Annotated in this window: 19 protein-coding genes; 16 read left to right on the top strand and 3 right to left on the bottom strand. The window is 63.7% G+C overall.

From position 1 onward, the window contains the following. The first annotated feature begins 234 nt into the window (after positions 1 to 234). From flhF to AC3IQ7_RS23970, 7 genes are all read left to right on the top strand, one after another. Positions 235 to 1,563, top strand: a complete 1,329-nt coding sequence (flhF, locus tag AC3IQ7_RS24000) for a flagellar biosynthesis GTPase FlhF (protein WP_034754102.1) — start codon at positions 235 to 237, stop codon at positions 1,561 to 1,563. Next, on the top strand, positions 1,556 to 2,419 hold the full coding sequence (locus AC3IQ7_RS23995; protein ID WP_489207491.1) for a MinD/ParA family ATP-binding protein: 864 nt from the start codon (positions 1,556 to 1,558) through the stop codon (positions 2,417 to 2,419). Before flhF ends, AC3IQ7_RS23995 begins: the two co-directional genes overlap by 8 nt. 45 nt (positions 2,420 to 2,464) lie before the next feature. After that, positions 2,465 to 3,196 (top strand): RNA polymerase sigma factor FliA, encoded by a 732-nt coding sequence (locus AC3IQ7_RS23990; RefSeq protein ID WP_035821402.1) that lies wholly within the window; start codon positions 2,465 to 2,467, stop codon positions 3,194 to 3,196. Beyond that, positions 3,178 to 3,924, top strand: a complete 747-nt coding sequence (locus tag AC3IQ7_RS23985) for a flagellar motor protein (RefSeq protein WP_322426386.1) — start codon at positions 3,178 to 3,180, stop codon at positions 3,922 to 3,924. Before AC3IQ7_RS23990 ends, AC3IQ7_RS23985 begins: the two co-directional genes overlap by 19 nt. Before the next feature lie 5 nt (positions 3,925 to 3,929). After that, positions 3,930 to 4,706, top strand: coding sequence for a flagellar motor protein MotD (motD, locus tag AC3IQ7_RS23980; protein WP_099378177.1), 777 nt, complete (start codon positions 3,930 to 3,932; stop codon positions 4,704 to 4,706). A gap of 49 nt (positions 4,707 to 4,755) precedes the next feature. Beyond that, complete coding sequence (locus AC3IQ7_RS23975; protein ID WP_322426387.1) at positions 4,756 to 5,118, top strand: translation initiation factor Sui1; 363 nt, start codon at positions 4,756 to 4,758, stop codon at positions 5,116 to 5,118. Positions 5,119 to 5,191: 73 nt separating this feature from the next. Next, the gene (locus tag AC3IQ7_RS23970; RefSeq protein ID WP_489207490.1) at positions 5,192 to 6,037 is read left to right on the top strand and encodes a hypothetical protein; all 846 of its coding nucleotides are present in this window, start codon (positions 5,192 to 5,194) and stop codon (positions 6,035 to 6,037) included. A gap of 18 nt (positions 6,038 to 6,055) precedes the next feature. Here AC3IQ7_RS23970 and AC3IQ7_RS23965 read toward each other — a convergent pair whose 3' ends face one another. The 3 genes from AC3IQ7_RS23965 to flgA form a co-directional block, all read right to left on the bottom strand. After that, positions 6,056 to 6,523 (bottom strand): flagella synthesis protein FlgN, encoded by a 468-nt coding sequence (locus AC3IQ7_RS23965; RefSeq protein ID WP_099377954.1) that lies wholly within the window; start codon positions 6,521 to 6,523, stop codon positions 6,056 to 6,058. Positions 6,524 to 6,531: 8 nt separating this feature from the next. After that, the gene (gene flgM / locus AC3IQ7_RS23960; protein ID WP_034787161.1) at positions 6,532 to 6,840 is read right to left on the bottom strand and encodes a flagellar biosynthesis anti-sigma factor FlgM; all 309 of its coding nucleotides are present in this window, start codon (positions 6,838 to 6,840) and stop codon (positions 6,532 to 6,534) included. A gap of 111 nt (positions 6,841 to 6,951) precedes the next feature. Continuing rightward, positions 6,952 to 7,647: a flagellar basal body P-ring formation chaperone FlgA gene (gene flgA, locus AC3IQ7_RS23955; RefSeq protein ID WP_489207489.1), complete on the bottom strand. Its 696-nt coding sequence runs from the start codon at positions 7,645 to 7,647 to the stop codon at positions 6,952 to 6,954. Positions 7,648 to 7,838: 191 nt separating this feature from the next. On the opposite strand from flgA, the gene flgB reads away from it, so the two are divergent. The 9 genes from flgB to flgJ all read left to right on the top strand — a co-directional run bounded on the left by flgB (position 7,839) and on the right by flgJ (position 15,422). Continuing rightward, positions 7,839 to 8,291 (top strand): flagellar basal body rod protein FlgB, encoded by a 453-nt coding sequence (gene flgB, locus AC3IQ7_RS23950; RefSeq protein WP_489207487.1) that lies wholly within the window; start codon positions 7,839 to 7,841, stop codon positions 8,289 to 8,291. Between the two features lie 2 nt (positions 8,292 to 8,293). Beyond that, a complete protein-coding gene (gene flgC, locus AC3IQ7_RS23945; protein WP_071075845.1) occupies positions 8,294 to 8,695 on the top strand; it encodes a flagellar basal body rod protein FlgC in 402 nt (133 codons plus the stop codon). Positions 8,696 to 8,710: 15 nt separating this feature from the next. Then, complete coding sequence (locus AC3IQ7_RS23940; RefSeq protein ID WP_322426391.1) at positions 8,711 to 9,409, top strand: flagellar hook assembly protein FlgD; 699 nt, start codon at positions 8,711 to 8,713, stop codon at positions 9,407 to 9,409. 53 nt (positions 9,410 to 9,462) lie between these two features. Continuing rightward, on the top strand, positions 9,463 to 11,010 hold the full coding sequence (locus AC3IQ7_RS23935) for a flagellar hook protein FlgE (protein ID WP_322426392.1): 1,548 nt from the start codon (positions 9,463 to 9,465) through the stop codon (positions 11,008 to 11,010). Positions 11,011 to 11,067: 57 nt separating this feature from the next. Further along, complete coding sequence (locus AC3IQ7_RS23930; protein WP_077407841.1) at positions 11,068 to 11,811, top strand: flagellar basal body rod protein FlgF; 744 nt, start codon at positions 11,068 to 11,070, stop codon at positions 11,809 to 11,811. Between the two features lie 72 nt (positions 11,812 to 11,883). After that, the gene (flgG, locus tag AC3IQ7_RS23925) at positions 11,884 to 12,666 is read left to right on the top strand and encodes a flagellar basal-body rod protein FlgG (RefSeq protein WP_034754070.1); all 783 of its coding nucleotides are present in this window, start codon (positions 11,884 to 11,886) and stop codon (positions 12,664 to 12,666) included. Positions 12,667 to 12,716: 50 nt separating this feature from the next. Next, positions 12,717 to 13,367, top strand: coding sequence for a flagellar basal body L-ring protein FlgH (locus tag AC3IQ7_RS23920; protein ID WP_099377950.1), 651 nt, complete (start codon positions 12,717 to 12,719; stop codon positions 13,365 to 13,367). Between the two features lie 2 nt (positions 13,368 to 13,369). Continuing rightward, entirely contained in the window at positions 13,370 to 14,485 is a 1,116-nt protein-coding gene (locus AC3IQ7_RS23915; protein ID WP_322426393.1) for a flagellar basal body P-ring protein FlgI, read from the top strand. A gap of 10 nt (positions 14,486 to 14,495) precedes the next feature. Beyond that, positions 14,496 to 15,422, top strand: coding sequence for a flagellar assembly peptidoglycan hydrolase FlgJ (gene flgJ, locus AC3IQ7_RS23910; RefSeq protein ID WP_489207486.1), 927 nt, complete (start codon positions 14,496 to 14,498; stop codon positions 15,420 to 15,422). The last annotated feature ends 55 nt before the right edge of the window (positions 15,423 to 15,477 follow it).

The raw sequence follows: 15,477 nt of genomic DNA, 5'->3' as shown, positions 1-15,477 counted from the left end.
GATCGACCCTCGATCCTTGCTTTTGGTCAAATAAACATCAATTTCCTCCCGGCAAACTGAATAACGGGTACTTTCCCGTCCTGTTCCTTCGATCATTTCCTGTAAGCATCGCTAATAATGGAAACTGTCCGGGTGATCTGTGTCCATGTGGAAGACAGCACTCAAGCAACAGGAGTCGACGATGGTCACACAGTTCAGCCAATATTGCGCCACCCCCGCCTTGGGAGGCCGGTCATGAATGTGAAGAAATTTACGGGCGCCTCGTCGCGCGATGCGCTGCGCAAGGTGCGCGAAGCGCTGGGCCCCGACGCCGTGATCCTGTCGAACCGCCAGGCCGATGGCGTGGTGGAAATCCTCGCGCTGGCCAATGACGATGCCGCTTCGCTGGCGTCGCCGCCGGCCGCCTCCGAAATGGCCCAGCCCCGTCCCCAGTTGCAGACCCAGTTCGCCACGCCGCAGCGTCCTGCCGCCCCGGCCCAGCGCCCGGCCGCGCCACGTCCTGCCGCGCCGCGCCAGGCTGCCTCCGAGCCAGTGGACATGGCCCGCATGCAGCAGATGATGGCCAGCGCGCTGGCGCACGTCAAGGAAAACGCCGCCGCCGAAATGAGCGGCATGATGAATGAAATCCGCGCCATGCGCGGCATGATGGAAACCCAGCTGGCGGAAATCTCGTGGGGTTCGACGCAGCAGCGCGAGCCGCAAAAAGCCGTGGTGCTGCGCGAAATGCTGGCGGCCGGCTTCTCGGCCAGCCTGGCGCGCTATCTGATCGACAAGCTGCCGGCCGGCCTCGATGGCGCGCAAAGCATGCGCTGGATCAAGACGGTCCTGAGCCGCAACCTCAATACTGTGGCCAATGAAGACGCCATGCTGGAGCAGGGCGGCGTGTTTGCCCTGGTCGGCCCGACCGGCGTCGGCAAGACCACCAGCACGGCCAAGCTGGCGGCCCGCTGCGTGATGCGCCACGGCCCGGAAAAGCTGGCCCTGATCACCACGGATGCCTATCGTATCGGCGCGCACGAACAGCTGCGCATCTACGGCAAGATCCTCGGCGTGATGGTGCATTCGGTGAAGGACGAGGCGGACTTGCGCATCGCCCTGAAGGAATTGAAGAACAAGCACACGGTGCTGATCGACACGGTGGGCGTGAGCCAGCGCGACCAGATGGTGACGGAACAGGTGGCCATGCTGTCGGGCGCCGGCGCCGACGTGAAACGTTTGTTGTGCCTCAATTCCACGGCGACGCAGGAAACGTTGAACGAAGTGGTGCGCGCCTACCAGGGCAGCGGCCTGGCCGGCTGCATCATGACCAAGCTCGATGAAGCGGCCTCGATCGGCAACGTGCTCGACGTGGTGATCCGCCAGAAGCTGAACCTGTTTTATGTGTCGAACGGCCAGCGCGTGCCGGAAGACCTGTACCTGGCCGACCGCGGCTACCTGATCGACCGCGCCTTCAAGCTCAAGCGCGACTCGGCGGCGACGCAGTTTTCCGATGCCGAACTGCCGCTGCTGATGGCGCAGGCGGCCGCCCGCAACAATGAAGCGCGCGGGGTGCACCTTGGCTAATTTCGATTTCGACCAGGCCGAAGGCTTGCGCCGCATGCTGGCCGGCCCGCAGCCGCGCGTCATGACGTTCCTGTCGGCCACGCCGCAGGACGACAAGGGCGCCATGCTGGTCAACCTGGGCGCTTCGCTCGTCTACGGCGGCAATGACGTGCTGCTGCTCGACGCCAGCGGCGGCAGCGATGGCGTGGCTGCGCGCCTGGGCCTGGCGCACGGCGCCAGCCTGCGCGACGTGGCGCGCCAGCAGTGCGGCTTGAACCAGGTCATCCACCAGGTGCCGCAAGGCTTCGGCGTGGCCAGCCTGGGCGCGCGTAACCATTTGATGGACAGCATGGACTATGCGGGCGAGGACGAATTGCGCCGCCTGGGCAAGACTTTCGACGTGCTGGCGCGCCAGAGCGGCATCGTGCTGGTTGACGGCGTCGTGGCAGACGAGGGCGCCTGTTTCCCCGTGCCCTTGATGGCCTCGTCCGATATCGTCGTGCAAGTGTCGACCAGCGCCACCTCGATCAAGGCGGCGTACTGCCTGATCAAGCGCCTGAGCCAGGAACTGGGACGCCGTCCCTTCGGCATTCTCGTCACCGGCGCTTCCGAATCCGAGGCAAAAGTGGTATACGATAATATGGCGCAGGCGGCGAGCCGCTACCTGGCCGTGAAGCTGACCTCGATGGGTTCGGTGCCTGCCGATGAATATCTGCACCGCGCGGCGCGCCTGGGCCGCAGCGTGGTCGATGCGTTTCCGCTGGCGGGCGCGTCGGTGGCGTTTCGCGGACTGGCCGAGCGGCTGGCCCGTTCGGCGGCGCCGGTGCTGGGTGGCACCTTGTACCAGACGGGGAGCACGCACCAGTTCAGCGCCTGAATCGAACCGTAGCACCAGATAAGATGAGAAAACAATAAGCAGCCTATGTACACGGTCAAAGGGAAATCGAACAAGGACTATTTGCTGACGGAGCACATTCCGCTGGTGAAGCGTCTGGCGCACCATATGAAGGCGAAATTGCCGCCTTCGGTCGAGGTCGATGACCTGATCCAGGCCGGCATGATCGGTCTGCTCGATGCCATCAGCCGCTATGAAGAGACGCATGGCGCGCAGTTCGAGACGTATGCCGTGCTGCGCATCCGCGGCGCCATGCTCGACGAATTGCGCACCAGCGACTGGCTGCCGCGCAGCATGCGCCAGAACATGCGCAAGATCGAAGAGGCGATGAGCACCTTGCAGCAGCGCCTCGGCCACCCGCCGACGGAGTCGGAAGTGGCGAAACTGCTGAAAATGTCGCTGGCCGACTACCAGGAAATGCTGGGCGACGGCGGCGGCCACCAGCTTGTGTACTACGAAGACTTTCATGACCCGGACGGCAATGACAGCTTCCTCGACCGCCACTGCGTGGACGAGGACAGCGACCCCTTGCGTTCCCTGCTCGATACCGATTTCCGGCAATCCGTGATCGATGCCATCGACGCGCTGCCGCCACGCGAGAAAATACTCATGGGCCTGTACTACGAAGAAGAGCTGAACCTGAAGGAGATCGGCGCGGTGATGGGCGTGTCGGAATCGCGCGTCTCGCAGCTGCATACCCAGGCCGTCGCGCGCCTGCGCGCAACCTTGAGGGAGCTGGCGTGGACTGGTCCAGCGTAATCGGGCTGGCGCTGGCGCTGGCGGGCCTGTTGGTCGGCCAGGCACTGGAAGGCGGCAAGATGGCCTCCCTGCTGCAGCCGGCCGCCTTTGCCATCGTCATCGTCGGCACCTTCGGCGCCGTGCTGCTGCAAACGCGGCTGCGCACTTTTGTGCGTGGCCTGGAAATGTTGCGCTGGGTCTTCCTGCCGCCGTCCGACACGCGCGCCGCGCTGGCGCGCGACATCGGGCAATGGAGTCTGACGGCGCGCCGCGACGGCCCGCTGGCGCTGGAGCGCCTGATGGAAAACACGGCCGACCGCTTCAACGCCAAGGGTTTGCGCATGATCGTCGACGGCATCGCGCCCGACAAGCTGCGCCAGCTGCTCGACGTGGAAATTTCCGCCTACGAAATGGCCGAGCGCCAGGCCGTCAAGGTGTGGGAATCGGCGGCCGGCTATTCGCCCACCATCGGCATCCTGGGCGCCGTGCTGGGCTTGATCCACGTCATGGAAAACCTCACCGACCCGAGCAAGCTGGGCAGCGGCATCGCCGTGGCGTTTGTCTCGACGATTTATGGCGTGGGCCTGGCCAACCTGCTGTTCCTGCCGGTGGCGAATAAACTCAAGGCCATTGTTTCGCGCCGGGTGCTGCAATACGAAATCACGGCCGCCGTGCTGTACGACATCGCCACGGGCGACCATACGCGCATCATCGAAGAGCGCGTGTCCAGCCTCTTGCACGAGCATTGACCATGATGCGGCGCGCGCGCAGGAAGTATGACGAGGAACCGGACAACCAGGACCGCTGGCTGATCTCGTACGCCGACTTCATCACCCTGCTGTTCGCCTTTTTCGTCGTGATGTATGCGATTTCGCAAGTCAACGAAGGTAAATACCGCGTCTTCCAGAACGCCATCGGCCAGGCCTTCAGCCTGGAAAAGGGCGCGCCGCCCATCATCATGGAAGCGCCACAGGCCATCCCGCTGCCGAACCCCGCCCTGAAACGCCGCACGGAAGCCATCCGCCGCGAACGCGAACACATGACGCGCCTGGCGCAGGACCTGACGTCGACCCTGGCGCCGCTGGTGAAGGAGGGCAAGGTGCGCGTCACGCAGACGAGCCGCGGCGTGAGCGTGGAAATCAATGCCAGCGTGCTGTTCGACCCGGGCGCGGCGCGGCTGACGACGGAGTCGGACCAGGCCTTGCGCGCCGTGGCCGTGCTGCTCAAGGACGACACGCACGACGTGCAGGTGGAAGGGCATACGGACGTGCAGCCGATCAGCAATTCCAATTTTGCCTCGAACTGGGAATTGTCGGCCGCGCGCGCCAGCGCCGTGGTGCGCCTGTTCATCGCCAGCGGCGTCAAGGCTTCGCGCCTGACGGCCGTGGGCCACGCCGACAATATTCCCGTGGCGCCCAACGAAACGGCGGAAGGGCGCGCGCGTAACCGCCGGGTCGCCGTGACGATTTTGTCGGGCATCCCCGAAACGGTGACGGAAGTGCCGACGGCGCCGGTGGCACCAGCCAATTGAACGCCGCCGCTTGGTACAATCGCGGCCTTCTCTCTTTTATCTCTTCCTCATGAAAAGCAGCTCCCTGGGCGGTCTCGTCTATTCCACCGAAACGGGCCGTATGTGTCCCGCCTGCCGACAGCCGCTGGCGCAATGCGCGTGCAAGGCGCAAGCCAAGGCGGCGCCCTCCGGAGACGGCGTGGTGCGCGTGTCGCGCCAGACCAAGGGCCGCGGCGGCAAGAGCGTCACCGTGGTAAAAGGCTTGGCGCTGGACGCCATTGCGCTGGCCCTGCTGGGCAAGCAGTTGCGCACGCAGTGCGGTTCGGGCGGCACGGTCAAGGATGGCGTGATCGAAGTGCAGGGCGACCATGTGGACACCATCCTGGCCGCGCTGGCCAAACTGGGCCACCAGGCGAAAAAGGCCGGCGGCTGAGAGTGCACAGGCGTGCGGCCCGCTGCCGCGCGCCTGTGGTAACGTGCGCTTCCCATCCACGCGCATCCTCACCATGAACGTCAAATTCACCAGCATCGCCATCGCCGCCGCCATCGCGGCAGTGCTGGCGCTCGTGTACTGGCCAGCACCCGACGGCGGCGCGCCGGAATCTGTGGCCAGCGCTGCGCCGGGGCGCAGCCTGGAATCGTATTTGAGTATCGATGCTTCCGTCCCTGCGGCTGAAATGCCCGTTGTCGTTTCCCTGGCGCAACGGCTCGAACGCCTGGGCGCCAGCGGCAGGGCGGAAGACGCGTATGCGGCCTTCAACCTGATCGACGACTGCATCGTCTTCCAGCGCGAAAGCCGCTTGCCGGGGATGGAATTCGAGCTGGGGCGCGAGATGACGGCGGAAGAAAAAGCCGCCCAGCAGCAGCTGTGCGGGGGCCTGACGCAGCGCCAGCGCGAGGATCGCCTCGGCTACCTGGCCACCGCCGCGCAAGGCGGCGTGCCCGGTGCGGCCACCCTGTTCCTGTCGGAAGGGCCGTTCGGCGACCGCAGCGCGCTGCGCAACCGTCCCGACGATCCGCTGGTGCAGGCGTGGAAGCGGCAAGCCATCGCCCAGCTGACGGCGCAGGCGGACGAGGCGGAACTGAGCAGCGTGTCGACGCTGATGATGGCCTACCTGCGCGATGGCGAGGTGGTGCGGAAGGATGCGTCGCAGGCGTATGGCTACCTGCTGGCCCTGCGCCAGGTCTACGACGATATCCTGGCGCCCGGCGTCGCCAATCCGTATCAGGATGAGTACTGGCACTGGCTGCAGGCCGAACTGACGCCGGAGCAGCAAGCGGCCGCCAGCGCCAGGGCGCAAGCCATCGTGGCGAAATATCGCCAGCACGCGGGGCGTCCCGCGCACGGTTGAACTGGTCAATAAGGGAAACTAGCCGATGACGACGCGCCGGCTGGCCGTGTTGGTCGTTGGCTGGCCACTGGGGCCGTAGAAATTGCCGCTTTGGGCCGGGGGGCGCATGGCGTTCAGGGCACCTTGCGTATGTACCATGTGCTTGTTGACGAGCAGGCTGTTCAGGCGGTTCTGTTCCTTGGCTTCGCGCGTCGTCTCGAGCAGGGCTTTCCACAGGGGCGCCGCTTCGGCTTCATTGGCGCCGACCAGCCAGTCTTCCATGCCCGCTTCGGCGGCCATGAAGCCGGCTGCCGCCAGCGCCTGGTGGCGTTGCGCCGCCAGCTGGCTCAATTGTCCTACGAGTGCCGTCTTGCGTACGGTGAGCTCCGTGATTGCATCGATGTCAGCCGCAACCAGATGCCGCTGTTCTTCTTTCATCAATGCCAGCAATGTGGTCATGAGCTGTTGCTCGTCGCGCAGGCTGGAAAACGGAGTCACTGATTGCATGAGGGAACCTATCTATTTCGTGAGTGCAGCAAGTCCTTGACCGTGTCGAGGAGCCCGTCCGCCACTTTTTCTGAGTTGACCTGGAACTGGCCGTCGGCGATCGCCAGCTTGATGCGTTCGACTTTTTTCGTGTCGAACACGGCGCCGCTGCCGGCAGTTGCACTGGCCGCCAATGCCTGTCCTTGCGGCGACAGGCGTACATTGTCCGACGTTGTCGGTGTTGCCTGGGCTTTCTCGGCATTCCGGGCGCCGGAGGTACTCGCGGGCGCCACCGGCAGGCCGGGATTGCTTTTAATGGTGTTGTCGGTAATTTTCACAGCGTGATCCTCGTCTGGTCGAAGTCAAAAAACTCCGGGATATGTGTCATTATCGGCACCTTCTTCCGAAACTTTAGTGCGCCAGACCACAATATCGCTGTCCATCCGTGTTTAGAACGCCACCTCCACCATGCCGCCAGCCCGCGCCACGCCGCTGATCTGCTGGCCGCTCTGCGTGCGTACCTGCACCGTCTGGCCATCGCCGGCACTGCCGATGGCGCGTCCTTCTGATGCCACCTGGAAACCGTTGCCACTCGAAACGACGCGCACCAGCTGGCCCTGCATCACCACCGGCTTGCGGCGCAGGGTGTCGAGGCGCATCGGCGTGCCTGGCGGTAAGGAAATATTCGTGCTGGCGCCCACCACTTGCGCCATGTCGGTAGCGATGCCTGCCGGCAATGCGGCCAGGTCGCCCTGCATCGTCACCAGCTGGCTGGCGTCGATGGCTTGTCCCTGCGCCAGCGGCACGGCGCTGGCCACGTAGTCGCCCACGACAGCCACGTTCGCTTGCAAATAAATGGTCCAGCTGGAGGGCGCCGTGCAGCGTACGCCGACGGTGGTCTTGCCCCAGGCGCGCGCGCCCGGCGCCATGAATGCTTGCGGCGCGGGGCAGGCGGCCAGGTTCAGGCGCGGATCGACGGCGCCGACGGTGATGGTCACCTTGCCCGGCAAACCGTTGCTTTGCACCTGCAGGAACTGTTCCACGCTGTTGCGCAGCGCTTCCGGCGTTTGCCGGCCGGCGTTTTGCGCCTGGGCCAGCAGTGGCAGGGCGGCAAAAGCAAAGAAGAAAGCAAGCGGTGTTTTCATGGTGATAGGCCTCTGGAATACTGCCATGATAGTGCACGCCGCCCCGTTCGAAGCGCCGATTAAGGGGTAAAAGTATGGTCTGATCCGGCGATGGTCTTGCTGGTGGGCGCCGTACTATGTTTCCTGTCATCACTATACCGCCATCCTTCCGCCATCTCGGGCGCCAGTGGCAGATCTTTCCGGAGCCTGACATGATATGGAAACTCGACGATTACATGCGCTTCAACGAGACGGCGCTGAGCCTGCGCTCGACGCGCCAGGAATTGCTCGCCTCGAACATCGCCAATGCCGACACGCCCAACTACAAGGCGCGCGATGTCGATTTCGCCGCCGCGCTGAAGGGCGCGATGGCGCGCAAGGACGGCGTGCCGCCTGCGCTGAAGGGCACGGCGCCGCAGCATTTGCCGGGCAAGGGCGTGGCCGCATCTGCGGGCGCAGCCGGTGGCGGCAAGGTCGAGACCCTGGCCGACGGCACGCCGTTGCTGTACCGCGCGCCGGCCCAGGGCGCCGTCGATGGCAATACGGTCGACATGGATCTCGAGCGCAATGCGTTTGCCGATAACGCCATCCGCTACGAGGCGGCCGTGACGTTCCTCAACTCGCAGATCAAGGGCATGCTGACGGCCATCCAGGGAGGACAATAATCATGTCGCTATTTAATATCTTCAATGTTTCCGGTTCGGCCATGAGCGCCCAGGCGCAGCGCCTGAACACGGTGGCCAGCAATCTGGCCAATGCCGACAGCGCCACCAGCGCCACGGGCGAAGCCTACCGCGCCAAGCAGGTGGTGTTTGAAGCCGTGCCCATGGCCAATGGCGCCACGGCCGTCAAGGTGCAGAAGGTGATCGAAGATCCGTCGCCGATGAAGCTGGTCTACGACCCGAAGAATCCGCTGGCCGACGAGAAGGGCTACGTCACCATGCCCAACGTGAATACGGTCGACGAGATGGTCAACATGCTGTCGGCTTCGCGTTCGTACCAGACCAACGTGGAAACCATGAACGCGGCCAAATCGCTGCTCCTGAAAACCCTCACCCTCGGCCAATAAGGCTGACTGACCAATATGGCAACCATCGATACCAGCACCTCCAAAGTCACCGACCTGATGGCGACGATGAATCCGAAGAAGACCACGGCCGAGAAAGGCAGCGTCGAGGAAGAAACGAACAAATTCCTGACCCTGCTGGTGACCCAGCTGCAAAACCAGGATCCGATGAACCCGCTGGACAATGCACAGCTGACGAGCCAGCTGGCCCAGCTGTCCACGGTGACGGGCGTCAACAAGCTCAATACCACCCTGGAAACGCTCAAAACCAGCTACCAGCAGGCCGAATCGATGCAGGCGGCCAATATCATCGGCCACGGCGTGCTGACGGCAGGCAAGAGCATCAACTTGAGCAAGAGCGCGGCCCTGCTGGGCGTGGACTTGGCGACTCCGGCCGACAAGGTCAAGGTCATCATCTACAACAGCACGGGCAAGGAAGTCCATTCCATCGACCTGGGCCCGCAGGACGCGGGTACTTTGCCGCTGGGCTGGAACGGTTCCACCGCCGAGCTCGACAAGGATGGCAAGAACATCGTGCTGCCGGATGGCGCCTACACCTTTTCGGTGGAAGCCACGCGCGGCGGCGCCAAGCTGACCGATGCCGCGGCGCTGATGTTTGGCTCGGTCGCCAGCGTGTCGACGGGCGCGGGTGGCGTGAAATTGAACGTGCCGGGCGTGGGCAGTATCACCATGGCCGATGTGAAACAGATTTTGTAAGCCGCTTCCCCTTAGCGTGACCCTCTACCCCTAATTTCTACCAGGAGAACACAATGTCTTTCCAACAAGGCCTGAGCGGCTTGAACGGCGCCGCCAAATCGCTGGACGTCATCGGTAACAACATCGCCAACTCGGCCACCGTGGGTTTCAAGCAATCGCAGGCGCAGTTTGCCGACATCTATGCCAACTCGCTGTATGGCGTGGGCGGCAACCAGCCCGGCATCGGCGTGTCCGTGTCACAAGTGGCGCAGCTGTTCAACCAGGGTAACCTGGAGAGCTCGTCCAATCCGCTCGACATCGCCATCAATGGCGGCGGTTTCTTCCGCACCAGCGTGAACGGCGCCATCCAGTATTCGCGCAACGGCCAGTTCCAGGTCGACAAGAGCGGCTTCATCATCAATGCGCAGAAAGCCCAGCTGACCGGCTATCCGGCCGATGCGAACGGCAAGATCCTGGCCGGCGCCACCGTGCCGCTGCAGATCGACCCGTCCGACATGGCGCCGCAGGCGACCACCAAGGTCGATACCCAGATTAATCTCGATTCCAAATCGGCCATGCCGACCGTGGTGCCGTTCACCGTGGGCGAGCAAAAGTCGTGGACCCAGCAATTCCCTGTGCCGGTTTTCGACTCGCTGGGCAATGCGCACACCATGTCCAATTTCTATGTCAAGACGGGCACCAATACATGGGATGTCTACTCGGCCACTGACGGCAAGGAAATCACCAGCGCGAAAGTGGCGTCCGCAGCGCAGACCGATGCCGCCTCGGTGGCTGCGCGTGCCACCTACCAGGCCGCCGTCACGGCCGTGCCGCTGGTACCGGCGGCTATCACGGCTGCCGCCGTCGCCTATGGCAATGCGGCCGGCGCCGCAGTGCGCGCCGCCGCGGTGCTGGCCGGCGCCAGCACCGCCCAGTTGAATGCCATCAGCGCCACCTATGGCAGCGCCGTGCCCAACGGCGTCAATTCCAGCCTGACGCCAGACCAGATCGACGCCAATATCTCCTCGGTGACGGAGGTGCCCGCCGTGAAGTCGGCTTCGCTGGTGTTCAACAGCGTCGGCAACCTGGACAAGGCAGCCATGCTGGGCCTGACGCCGCCGCAAACCTTGCCGGTGACGGTGAACCTGCCCGTCTTCCCTGCCACAGGCGCGAACGCCAACCTGGCGATCAAGGTCGACTTCACCAATTCCACCCAGCTCAGTTCGTCCACCAGCGAAAAGCGGACCGTGGCCGATGGCTACGCGGCCGGCCAGCTGAGCCGTTTCGTCGTGGGTTCCGATGGCGTGATCCAGGGGCAGTACAACAATGGCAAGACGCGCGACCTGGGCCAGGTGGTATTGACCAAGTTTGCCAATCCGAATGGCCTCGAACCGCTGGGTAACAATGCCTGGGCGGAAAGCTCGGTCTCGGGCAGTCCCATGACGGGTTCGCCAAGCTCGGGCGGTCTGGGCGACCTGCGCGCGTCGGCCGTCGAAGTGTCGAACGTCGACCTGACGGCGGAACTGGTCAACATGATCACGGCCCAGCGCGCCTACCAGGCGAATGCGCAGACCATCAAGACGCAGGATTCCGTTTTACAAACCTTAGTCAACCTCCGCTAATAAGTTGACCGGGGGCGCATGCCCCCGATTTTATTGTTGGTTTGGGAGAAATAGAAAATGGACCGTCTCATTTACACCGCCGGCTCGGGCGCCAAGCACATCCTCGACAAGCAGGCGACCACGGCGAACAACCTGGCGAACGCCACCAGTACGGGTTTCCGTGCCCAGCTCGACTCGTTCCGCGCCGTGCCCGTGGTGGCCGACGGCATGATGCCAACGCGCACCTTTGTTGTCGATTCGACGGTCGGTTCCGATTTCACGCAAGGTCCGATGCAGCACACGGGCCGCGCGCTCGACGTGGCCGTGGAAAACGGCGGCTGGATCGCGGTGCAGTCGGCCGACGGTTCCGAAGCCTACACGCGCAACGGCGCCCTGAAGCTCAATGAAAACGGCATGCTGCAAACGCAGGGCGGGCTGATGGTGCAGGGCGATACGGGCCCCATGGCGATTCCACCCGGCGTGACGGTAGCGATTGCCAGCGACGGCACGGTGGGCACGATTTCCACGGACGTGCCGCCGGGCCCGTCGACGGTGCTCGGGCGCATCAAGCTGGTCAATCCGCCCGAGCAGCAACTGGTGCGCGGCGACGACGGCCTGTTCCGCCTGAAGGATGGCACGGTGGCGCAGGCCGACCAGGCCGTCAAGCTGACCACCGGTGCCCTGGAGGGCAGCAATGTCAGCCCCGTCGACTCCATGGTCAGCATGATCGCCCTGGCGCGCCAGTTCGAAACGCAAATGAGCCTGTTGAAGAATGCCGAGAATAACGCGGCGAAAGCCACCCAGATCCTCGCTTTGAATTGATGGGGGCCACCGCATAATGGTCACATAGAAATAGTCTACAGGGCTGGTTAGCGCTGTTATTGGAGAAAAATCATGATTCGTTCCCTTTGGATTGCCAAAACCGGCCTGGAAGCGCAACAGACGCAGATGGACGTGATCGCCAATAACCTGGCCAACGTCAGCACCACCGGCTTCAAGAAGTCGCGCGCCGTGTTTGAAGACTTGCTTTACCAAAATGTGCGCCAGCCGGGCGCACAATCGTCGCAGCAAACCCAGCTGCCATCGGGCTTGCAGATCGGCACGGGCGTGCGCACCGTGGCTACCGAACGCATCCATACGCAGGGCAATCCCCAGGCATCGGGCAATTCGCGCGACGTGATGGTCAACGGCACGGGTTTCTTCCAGGTGCTGATGCCGGACGGCGCCACCGCCTACACGCGCGACGGCTCGTTCCAGACGGATGCCAACGGCCAGCTGGTGACGTCCGAAGGTTTCGTCATCCAGCCCGCCATCACCGTGCCGACCAATGCGCTGAGCCTGACCGTGGCGCGCGACGGCACCGTTTCCGTTACCTTGCCCGACACGGTGGCGCCATCGCAAATCGGCTCGTTGCAGCTGACCACCTTCGTCAACCCGGCCGGCCTGGAATCGAAGGGCGAAAACCTGTACATGGAAACGGGCGCTTCCGGCGTGGCGCAAACCAACACCCCGGGCACGAACGGCGCCGGCGTGCTGATGCAGGGCTATATCGAGACGTCGAACGTCAACGTGGCCGAGGAAATGGTCAACATGATCCAGACGCAGCGCGCCTACGAGATCAACAGCAAGGCCATCACCACATCCGACCAAATGCTGCAGAAACTGTCGCAACTTTAATTTTCATAGTCGTCATGCCATCCGCCGCCGGATGGCAGCGGAGGTTCGCCATGCAATACCCCATCATCGCTTTGTTCTCTGCAGTCCTGCTGTCCGGCTGCGCCATCACGCCTACGTCCATCGTGCAATACCCGACCACCACGCGCGCGCCGATGCCGGAACCCGTGGTCGTCAACAACGGCTCCATCTACCAGCCGTCGACCTACCGTCCCGCCTTCGAAGACCGCCGCGCGCGCCACGTGGGCGACACCATGACGATCGCCATCACCGAGCGCACGAATGCCGTCAAGGCGGGTGCCAGTTCCGGCAACAAGTCGGGCAGCGTGGGCTTCAGCACGCCCGGCTTCGCCCAAGGCCGTTTCGGCGGCACCGTGGCGGCAAATGGCGCGACGAAATTTGCCGATGGCGACAACCAGTCCGCCAGCAACACTTTTAGCGGCACGATCGGCGTGACGGTGATCGAGGTATTGCCAAACGGCAACCTGATCGTTGCCGGCGAAAAACAGATCGCCATGAACAAGGGCACGGAATTCATCCGCTTCTCGGGCATGGTCAATCCGGACACCATCGGCACGGGCAATGTCGTGCCCTCGACCCAGGTGGCCGAAGCGCGCGTCGAATACCGCACCAACAGCCAGATCGACCGCGCCGAGATGGCTTCGATGGCCTCGCGCTTCTTCCTCAGCCTGCTGCCTTTCTGATCATGGCAACTTTTACCTTTTCCCGCTTTGCCGCCATTTTCGGCCTGGCCATCTCTCTGCTGGCGCCCATGGCGCAGGCCGAGCGCATCAAGGACCTGGCCAGCATCGCCGGCGTGCGCCAGAATCAGCTGATGGGCTATGGCCTCGTCGTCGGCCTCGACGGCAGCGGCGACCAGACCACGCAAACCCCATTCACCATCCAGAGCGTGGCGGCGATGCTGCAGCAGCAGGGCATCAACTTGCCGCAAGGCACCAGTTTGCAGCTGAAAAACGTGGCCGCCGTGATGGTGACGACGGCCTTGCCCGCGTTTGCCCAGCCGGGCCAGTTGCTCGACGTGACGGTGTCGTCGATGGGTAATGCGAAAAGCTTGCGCGGCGGCACTTTATTGATGACGCCCTTGAAGGGCGCCGATGGCCAGGTGTATGGCATGGCGCAAGGCAACGTGCTGGTGGGAGGCGTGGGCGCGCAGGCGGCCGGCAGCTCCGTTGTCATCAATCACCTGAGCGTGGGACGTATTTCTGGTGGTGCTACCGTCGAGCGCAGCGTGCCGTCAGTGCTGGGCGCCAACAACACCATCCGCCTGGAATTGAACGCCACCGATTTCGCCACCGCCAGCCGCGTGGTCGACGCCATCAACAGCCGCTACGGCGCCGGCACGGCCGCCGCGCTCGATGGCCGCGTGATCCAGGTGCAGTCGCCCAGCGGCAGCGACCAGCGCGTGTCCTTCCTGGGCCAGCTGGAAAGCATCGAAGTCAACCCGGCCCGCCTGGCGGCCAAGGTCATCATGAACGCGCGCACCGGTTCCGTCGTGATGAACCAGTCCGTGACCCTGGAAACGTGCGCCATTTCGCACGGCAACCTGTCCGTTACCATCAATGTCGAGCCGCAAGTGAGCCAGCCGGCGCCCTTGTCGGGCGGACGCACGGTGGTCACGCAGACGGCGCAGATCGATATCAAGAAGGAACCGGGCAAGGTCATGCTGATCAAGGGCGGCGCCTCGCTGTCCGACGTGGTGAAAGCCCTCAACGCCATCGGCGCCTCGCCGCAAGACTTGCTGGCCATCCTGCAGGCGATGAAGGCGGCCGGTTCGCTGCGCGCCGAACTTGAAATCATTTGATGGACACGCCATGATCAGTCAAACCGACCTCAGCAATACCGCCGCCTATGACGTGAAAGGCATGGATGGCTTGCGCCAGTCCGCCAAGGCGAAGGACCCCGCCGCCCTGAAAGAGGCGGCCACGCAATTCGAAGCCATGTTCATCAACATGATGATGAAAAGCATGCGCGAAGCGACGCCGCAAGACGGCATCATGGATAGCCAGCAAAGCAAGATGTACACCTCGATGCTGGACCAGCAGACGAGCCAGAACCTGGCCAAGCGGGGCACGGGCCTGGCGGACGTGCTGATCCGCCAGCTGTCGTCGTCGAACCAGGCGCTGGCCGCCGATGGCGCCGAAGCGCCGTCGCCCCGGTCATCGAGCATGGCGCAGGCGCTGGCCGCCTTCCGCCAGCAGCAGGGCGCCCTGACGGATGGCGCCGGCAGCGCCGCCGCCGCCGGCAAGACCCTGAGCGACAAGGCCAACGCCACGCAGGCGCCGCACGTGCGCGCCTTCCAGGAAAAACTGGGCGTGCATGCGGAAGAAGCCAGCCGCGCCACGGGCATCCCGGCCAAGTTCATGCTGGGCCAGGCGGCACTGGAAACGGGCTGGGGCAAGCGCGAAATCATCGCCCGCGACGGCAGCAGCAGCCACAACCTGTTCGGCATCAAGGCATCCAGCGACTGGAAGGGCAAGGTCACGGAAGCCGTCACCACGGAATACGTGAATGGCAAGGCGCAGCGCAAGGTGGAAAAATTCCGCGCCTACGACAGCTACGCGGACAGCTTCAAGGACTATGCGCAGTTGATTACGAACAACAAGCGCTACGAGAAAGTCCTGGCCAGCGCGGGCGACGCCAGCACGTTCGCCCACGGCTTGCAGAAAGCCGGCTACGCGACGGACCCGAATTACGCTGCTAAATTGACAAAAATCATTAAAAATTCGCTGGTCGGTTAAGCCACCGCCATACCCCTGTGCAGGCCGCGCGCTTCAAGTTTTCGCCGCGGCTGCC

It is taken from the genome of Janthinobacterium sp. GL_088, from assembly GCF_057837845.1.
Note: the sequence above shows the minus strand (reverse complement) of the source record. Positions and strands in the feature narration are given on the sequence as shown.

Excerpts from the sequence above, each read along its gene's own strand:
- AC3IQ7_RS23935 (WP_322426392.1), top strand. The coding sequence starts at position 9,463 with ATGTCTTTCCAACAAGGCCTGAGCGGCTTGAACGGCGCCGCCAAATCG.
- flgA (WP_489207489.1), bottom strand. The coding sequence starts at position 7,647 with ATGAAAACACCGCTTGCTTTCTTCTTTGCTTTTGCCGCCCTGCCACTG.
- AC3IQ7_RS23970 (WP_489207490.1), top strand. The coding sequence starts at position 5,192 with ATGAACGTCAAATTCACCAGCATCGCCATCGCCGCCGCCATCGCGGCA.
- AC3IQ7_RS23930 (WP_077407841.1), top strand. The coding sequence starts at position 11,068 with ATGGACCGTCTCATTTACACCGCCGGCTCGGGCGCCAAGCACATCCTC.
- flgG (WP_034754070.1), top strand. The coding sequence starts at position 11,884 with ATGATTCGTTCCCTTTGGATTGCCAAAACCGGCCTGGAAGCGCAACAG.
- flhF (WP_034754102.1), top strand. The coding sequence starts at position 235 with ATGAATGTGAAGAAATTTACGGGCGCCTCGTCGCGCGATGCGCTGCGC.
- AC3IQ7_RS23920 (WP_099377950.1), top strand. The coding sequence starts at position 12,717 with ATGCAATACCCCATCATCGCTTTGTTCTCTGCAGTCCTGCTGTCCGGC.
- flgB (WP_489207487.1), top strand. The coding sequence starts at position 7,839 with ATGATATGGAAACTCGACGATTACATGCGCTTCAACGAGACGGCGCTG.
- AC3IQ7_RS23975 (WP_322426387.1), top strand. The coding sequence starts at position 4,756 with ATGAAAAGCAGCTCCCTGGGCGGTCTCGTCTATTCCACCGAAACGGGC.
- flgC (WP_071075845.1), top strand. The coding sequence starts at position 8,294 with ATGTCGCTATTTAATATCTTCAATGTTTCCGGTTCGGCCATGAGCGCC.
- AC3IQ7_RS23965 (WP_099377954.1), bottom strand. The coding sequence starts at position 6,523 with ATGCAATCAGTGACTCCGTTTTCCAGCCTGCGCGACGAGCAACAGCTC.
- AC3IQ7_RS23940 (WP_322426391.1), top strand. The coding sequence starts at position 8,711 with ATGGCAACCATCGATACCAGCACCTCCAAAGTCACCGACCTGATGGCG.
- AC3IQ7_RS23915 (WP_322426393.1), top strand. The coding sequence starts at position 13,370 with ATGGCAACTTTTACCTTTTCCCGCTTTGCCGCCATTTTCGGCCTGGCC.
- flgJ (WP_489207486.1), top strand. The coding sequence starts at position 14,496 with ATGATCAGTCAAACCGACCTCAGCAATACCGCCGCCTATGACGTGAAA.
- motD (WP_099378177.1), top strand. The coding sequence starts at position 3,930 with ATGCGGCGCGCGCGCAGGAAGTATGACGAGGAACCGGACAACCAGGAC.
- AC3IQ7_RS23990 (WP_035821402.1), top strand. The coding sequence starts at position 2,465 with ATGTACACGGTCAAAGGGAAATCGAACAAGGACTATTTGCTGACGGAG.